The following is a 6,079-nucleotide window of genomic DNA, read 5'->3' on the forward strand; positions in this document are numbered from 1 at the left end:
TACACTGGCGCCCCCCCCACGCGCGCGCCGCCCCGCCACCCCCGGAGGCCGCCCGGAGGCCGTCCGGTGTCACGCCCGGCGGCCGCCCGGTTTCACGCCCGGCGGGCGGCGGTGATCTGGGCGGGGACGGCGCCGAGCCACCAGGTGGGGTTGGCGGTGCCGTCGGTGGTGCGGCCGTCGTGGTGCACGTAGTGCCGCACGTCGCGCCCGGCCTCGGCGAACTCGCCGTTCAGGGCGCGCTCGATCCACTCCGCGCCGAAGCGGAAGATCTCGGCGGCGACCCCGCCCAGCGGGTGGAACTCGTTCTCGTAGACGCGCAGTTCCTTGGGCGCGCGGATGCGCTCGTAGTTGGCCAGGGCCTGCTCCAGTCGGGTCAGTTCGTCGAACTCGCCGATGCCGTACAGGACCGGGCAGTCGATCTCCTGGACGAGGTCGCCGAGCGGCATCCGGGCGACCAGTTCGCGGTCGAAGGCCTCCTCGTCGGTGTAGCCGGCCATGTACATGTAGTTGTTCTTGAAGGTCGGCTGGGCCTGCTCGAAGATCGTCTGGAAGTCGCCGGTGACCGCCTCGAAGGCGGCCAGCGCGGCGAGCCGGCGGTCGGCGGCGGCGGCGCGCGAGCCCCAGTAGCCGCTCATCGAGATGCCGAACATGCCGATCCGCTGCGGGTCGACCTCCGGGAGCGAGGCCAGGTGGTCGAGGTAACGGCTGATCGCCCGCTCGTAGTTGGTGAGGTCGACGGTGAGCCCGCCCGCCCGGGTCTCGCCCTGGCCGGGGCCCTCGATGGACAGGGCGACGATGCCGCGGGAGGTGTAGTACCGCTCGGCGGCGTAGATGTAGTCCTCCTTGATCATGTCCATCCCCGGGCCGAGGATCACCGCGGGGGCGTTGCGCACCTCGCCGGCCGGCAGGTGCAGCAGGCCGTAGATCCGGCCGCCCTCGAAGTCCAGCTCCACCCGGCGGACCCGGTCGTCGCGCAGCGCGCCGAGGCGCTCCACGCAGTGGTTGGCGTGCTCGCGGAAGGCGAGCTTGCGCGGGTCGGTGGCGTCGAAGACGGAGTACTGGGCGCGGCCCCACATCACCGCGGCGCGCACGTACAGGTCGGCGGCGGTCTGGGCGAAGCCGCCCCGCTCGTGGTGGGCGGCGCGCTCCTCGGCCTGCCCGGCCACGGTGGCCCAGGCCTTGGGGAGCATCGCCCCGCTCTGCACCAGCGCGAAGACCTTGTCGAAGTCGGTGTGGTCGTGGCCGAGCTGCTCCAGGGTGCCCTTGGCCTGGGGGTGCAGGGCGTCGAAGCCGCCCTGGGCGAGGGCGATGTCCAGGGCCCAGCTCTGTCCGGTCGAACGAACGGTCATGACGGGTGTCCTCCGTGTCGATAGGGGGCTCGGTGGCGGTGCCGCCGAGTCGCTAAGTACTTATCTATTAAGTACTTAGGATATTCTGTTGTCAACCCGCCCATCGATCGAGCCACGGAGGCCGCCCCCATGTCGCAGCCCCAGCCCACCCCCGCCCGCGAGCAGGCCCTCGACCAGCTCGCCCGCGCCGCCTACAGCCTCAGCGCCGCCGACTCCCGCCTGCGCGGACGCGCCACCCGCACCCCCGGCGCGCTCTCCCTCACCCACGCCCGGGCCCTGCGCGTCCTGGCCGAGGCGGGCCCGCTGTCGATCGGCCAGCTCGCCGCCGCCACCGAGACCACCAGCGCCGCCACCACCCAGCTGGTCAACAACCTCGCCACCGCCGGCTACGTCACCCGGGAACGCCCCCCGGGCGACAAGCGGTCCGTCCTGGTCGCCCTCACCGACGCGGGCCGCCGCCGCCACGACGAACGCCAGACCACCCTGGCGCAGGCACTCGACACCGCCCTCGCCCACCACGACGCCCCCGCCCTGGACGCCGCGACCGACGTGCTCCGGCAGCTGGCCGCCATCTACGACCGCCTCTGACCGGGGCCGTCGCGGGGCCGCCGCGGGGCCGCCGCGGCGGCCGTTACGGGGCCAGGGCGGCGGTGATGGCGGCCTCGGCGTGCAGGCGGGTGGTGGGGAAGGTGGGGACGGGGCTGTCCTCGGGGCGGACGAGCAGTTCGATCTCGGTGCAGCCGAGGACGATCCCCTGGGCGCCGGCGGCCACCAGTTCGTCGATCACCCGGCGGTACGCCGCGCGGGACTCCTCGCGGACCAGGCCGAGGCACAGCTCCTGGTAGATCACCTGGTGGACCAGGGCGCGGCTGTCGGGGCCGGGGACGAGGACGTCGAGGCCGTGGGCGGCCAACCGGCCGCGGTAGAAGTCCTGTTCCATCGTGAAGGCCGTTCCGAGCAGCCCGATCCGGTGCAGTCCGGCGGCCCGGACGGCGTCCGCGGTGGCGTCGGCGAGGTGCAGCAGCGGGACGGGGGTCGCGGCCGTGACCTGGTCGGCGACCTTGTGCATGGTGTTGGTGCAGATCAGCAGCAGTTCGGCGCCGGCGGCCTCCAGGGACCGCGCCGCGCCGGCCAGGACCTCGCCGGCCTCGGTCCAGCGGCCGTCGGCCTGGAGGCGTTCGATGGCGGCGAAGTCGACCGAGTACAGCACGAGCGGGGCGGAGTGCAGGCCGCCAAGACGGTCGCGGGTGAGTTCGTTGAGGAGGCGGTAGTACTCGGCGGTGGATTCCCAGCTCATGCCGCCGATCAGGCCGAGGGTCTTCATGCCGCCATTTATAAAGCAATGCAGGAATTGAAAGCAAAGGTATAAGGATTACTTGGAATCGCCCTGCGGAATCCAGCGCGGCACGCGGTGCTGCCATTCCCGGGCGAACACCACCGAGCCGGCCTCCAGCGCGCGCAGCTGCACGATGCTGAGGAAGTGCCCGGCGTCGCAGCGCAGTTGGGTGCGGGTCTGGACGGTGACGTCCCAGCCGATGTCGGGGCGTTCGAGGCGCACGGTGTGGTCGGTGCGGGCCTGGGCGCTGAGCGGGGCGCCGGTGAGCACCCGGTAGGCGGTGACGGTGTGCTCGTCGCGGACCAGGCCGTCGGGGTGGGTGCGGCTGCCGTCGGTGGCGGGGGAGAGTTCGGCACGCCATTCCCGGCGGCCGATGTCGTGCACGGTGACGTGCTCGGGCCGGGCGGTCAGCGGCTCCGTGCGGTGGATGTCGAGCGGCTCGGGCAGGGCGGGGGCCTCGAAGGCGACGGGGGCGGCGCCCATGTCGGCGGCGAGGTGGCGGGTGGGCAGGGTGAGGGCGGAGCGGGACGGGTCGAGCGCGTAGCCGGCGTCGTCCGGGGTGGGCCACACCCACGGCCAGTAGACCGAGGAGAGGGCGAGCCGCAGCCGGTGCCCGGCCGGGACGGTGCCGGCGCAGGCGGCGAGCTCGACGTCCGCGTCGGGGCCGGCGGCGACCAGGACGCCCCGGGTGAGCAGCGTGGAGGTGCCGTCCGGGCCGACGGCGCAGAGCCGGGCGGTGATCTGGGCGGGCGGGCCGCCCTCGCGCAGGCGCAGCCGTACGGTCGGGGTGCCGAGCAGTTCGACCGGTTCGGGCAGCGGCTGGGAGTCGAAGCAGACCGAGCGGCCGTCCTCCTCGCGCTGGTCGGGCGGCTGGTCGGCGGGGCGGCCGAGCGGGACGTAGGCGCCGGCGTTGAGGCCGGTGTGCTGCGGGGAGCGGACGCGGACGTGGCGGTCGTCGGAGGCGGTGCCGGCGGTGCGCAGCGGGCCGTCGAGGCCGTAGTGGATCTCCCGGACGTCGGGGGAGGGCCAGGTCTCCTCGCCGGTCCAGCGGGTGCCGATCCAGCTGCGCAGGGCGGGCTCCGCGAGGGCGCCGGTGTCGAGGTCGCGCAGCCAGTGGTCCCACCAGCGCAGGGTCTCGGGGAGGGTGTCCTCGGGCAGGCCGTGCGGCCAGGGGCCGAGCAGGGCGCGGGCGGTGGGAGAGGTGGCGAGCAGCCGCAGCACGAAGGAGCAGGAGGGGTCGCCCCAGCCGGCGACGGCGAAGGTGGGGGCGGGGACGGGGACGGTGGTCTCGCCGGCGGCGAGCCAGGCGTCGACGGGCGGGTCCAGGGATTCGAGGCGGGCCAGCCAGTCGGTGCGCCAGGCGTCGCCGACGTGCCGGGGGTCGGGAGGGAGGGCGGCGTCGGAGACCAGGGTGGTGAGCCGGGTGTGCAGGTCGGCGGCGAGCAGGGCGCCGCCGAGGCGGTGGCCGCCTTCGGGGCAGACGGTGACCACGGCGCCGACGGTGTCGGGGGCGCGGGCCGCGAGCAGCAGGGCGGTGGTGCCGGCGGCGCCGACGCCGAGCAGGCCGACCCGGCCGCTGCACCAGGGGCGGCGGGCGAGCCAGTCGAGGACGGCGGCGCCGTCGTCGAGCTCCTGGTCGCCGCCGGGTTCGCCGGGCAGGCCGTCGGAGTTGCCGTGGCCGCGGGTGTCGACCCGGAGGGCGCCGTAGCCGTGGCCGGCGTACCAGGGGTGGCGGCGGGCGTCCTCGGCGGCGGTGCGGTCGGTGAGCCGGCCGGCGGAGTACTCCAGCAGGGCGGGGACGGGTTCGTCGCTGACCGGGCGCCACAGCCGGGCGGCCAGCCGGGTGCCGTCGGGCAGCGGGATGCGGACGTCCTCGCGGGTGGTGCGGAAGGGGTAGGACGGCATGGCCGCTCCCATCGGATCCCGGGCCGGTGAGCGCCGGAGGGCCCGCGGCGCGTACGGGGAGCGCGCTGCGGGCGTCGGCATCTCGACCCTAGGGGAGGAATCGTCCGATTTCCTGACGAAGGCTGCGCGGTGGTCGCGCCCCGCGGGTCGGGGCGCCGGGTGGGGCGGCGGGGTGGAGGCCGGCGCGAGCGGGCGTGTGCCCGCTGCCGCACGCCCCTCGTCCGCGCCCGTATGCCCCCGTTCGCCGTCGTCCGGCATTTGCACATGACTTGCAACTACTTCCCCGAGGGGGGAAAGATGGCCCAGCTTCGCCCGGACCACCCGAAAGGACCACAGGATGTCCAGCCCCGCCGCAGGTGCCTCGCCCGTCAGATGGCGTGACCGGCTCACCCGGGAGGAGTGGATGCGCCTGGCCGGGATGGGCGGTTTCATCCTCGTGCTGCACGTCGTCGGCTGGTTCACCCTGCTCGCGCTGGTCGCACCCGAGCACTACAACGTCGGCGGCCAGGTGTTCGGCGCGGGCATGGGCCTGACCGCCTACACCCTCGGGATGCGGCACGCCTTCGACGCGGACCACATCGCGGCGATCGACAACACCACCCGCAAGCTGATGGGCCAGGGCAAGCGGCCCCTGTCGGTCGGCTTCTGGTTCTCGCTCGGGCACTCCTCGATCGTCTTCGGCCTCTGCGCGCTGCTCGCCTTCGGCATCCGCTCGCTCGCCGACCAGGTGGAGGCTGACGACTCGACCCTGCACACGATGACCGGCCTGATCGGCACCACCGTCTCCGGGACGTTCCTGCTGCTCCTCGGCCTGATCAACCTGGGCGCCTTCAACGGCATCCTCAAGGTGTTCCGCCGGATGCGCGTGGGCGAGTACGACGAGGCCGAGCTGGAGCGCCAGTTGGAGCGGCGCGGGCTGATGAACCGCATCCTCGGCCGGGTGACCAGGGCCGTCACCAAGCCCTGGCACATGTACCCGGTGGGCCTGCTGTTCGGCCTCGGCTTCGACACCGCCACCGAGGTGTCGCTGCTGGTGCTGGCCGGCGGCGCGGCCGCGTTCTCGCTGCCCTGGTACGCGCTGCTCACGCTGCCGATCCTGTTCGCGGCCGGGATGAGCCTGCTGGACACCATCGACGGCTCGTTCATGAACTTCGCCTACGAGTGGGCCTTCTCCAAGCCGGTCCGCAAGATCTACTACAACCTGACCGTCACCGGCCTGTCGGTGCTGGTCGCGCTGGTGATCGGCCTGGTCGAGCTGATCGGCCTGCTCGGCGAGAAGCTGGACATCACCAGCGGCCCGATCGCCTGGATCGGCGGGCTGGACCTCAACTTCGTCGGCTACGCGATCGTCGGCCTGTTCGTGCTGACCTGGGTCGCGGCGATCGCCTACTGGAAGTTCGGCAAGGTCGAGGAGAAGTGGTCGGCCGGCCTGGCCGCCGCGGCCGCCAAGTCGGAGTAGCACAAACCCCGAGGGGGGCGGTGACCGGAC

At 73.6% G+C, this 6,079-nt stretch carries 5 protein-coding genes; 2 read left to right on the forward strand and 3 right to left on the reverse strand.

The window, feature by feature from the left end; translation table 11 throughout:
- Positions 1-92: 92 nt before the first annotated feature.
- Entirely contained in the window at positions 93-1,349 is a 1,257-nt protein-coding gene (locus ACFV6I_RS36705; protein WP_380430341.1) for an alpha/beta hydrolase, read from the reverse strand.
- A gap of 129 nt (positions 1,350-1,478) precedes the next feature.
- Here ACFV6I_RS36705 and ACFV6I_RS36710 point away from each other — a divergent pair, with 129 nt between their 5' ends.
- Positions 1,479-1,937, forward strand: a complete 459-nt coding sequence (locus ACFV6I_RS36710; protein WP_063347068.1) for a MarR family winged helix-turn-helix transcriptional regulator — start codon at positions 1,479-1,481, stop codon at positions 1,935-1,937.
- Between the two features lie 43 nt (positions 1,938-1,980).
- Here the strand turns inward: ACFV6I_RS36710 and ACFV6I_RS36715 are convergent, their stop codons facing one another.
- Together ACFV6I_RS36715 and ACFV6I_RS36720 are read right to left on the reverse strand one after the other, a co-directional pair.
- Entirely contained in the window at positions 1,981-2,673 is a 693-nt protein-coding gene (locus tag ACFV6I_RS36715) for an aspartate/glutamate racemase family protein (protein ID WP_380430344.1), read from the reverse strand.
- 48 nt (positions 2,674-2,721) lie between these two features.
- Positions 2,722-4,590 (reverse strand): CocE/NonD family hydrolase, encoded by a 1,869-nt coding sequence (locus ACFV6I_RS36720; protein ID WP_380430346.1) that lies wholly within the window; start codon positions 4,588-4,590, stop codon positions 2,722-2,724.
- A 337-nt stretch (positions 4,591-4,927) separates the two neighbouring features.
- On the opposite strand from ACFV6I_RS36720, the gene ACFV6I_RS36725 reads away from it, so the two are divergent.
- Positions 4,928-6,049: a HoxN/HupN/NixA family nickel/cobalt transporter gene (locus ACFV6I_RS36725; protein ID WP_063347065.1), complete on the forward strand. Its 1,122-nt coding sequence runs from the start codon at positions 4,928-4,930 to the stop codon at positions 6,047-6,049.
- The last annotated feature ends 30 nt before the right edge of the window (positions 6,050-6,079 follow it).

This window comes from Kitasatospora sp. NPDC059803, assembly GCF_042732255.1.
Classification (GTDB): domain Bacteria; phylum Actinomycetota; class Actinomycetes; order Streptomycetales; family Streptomycetaceae; genus Kitasatospora.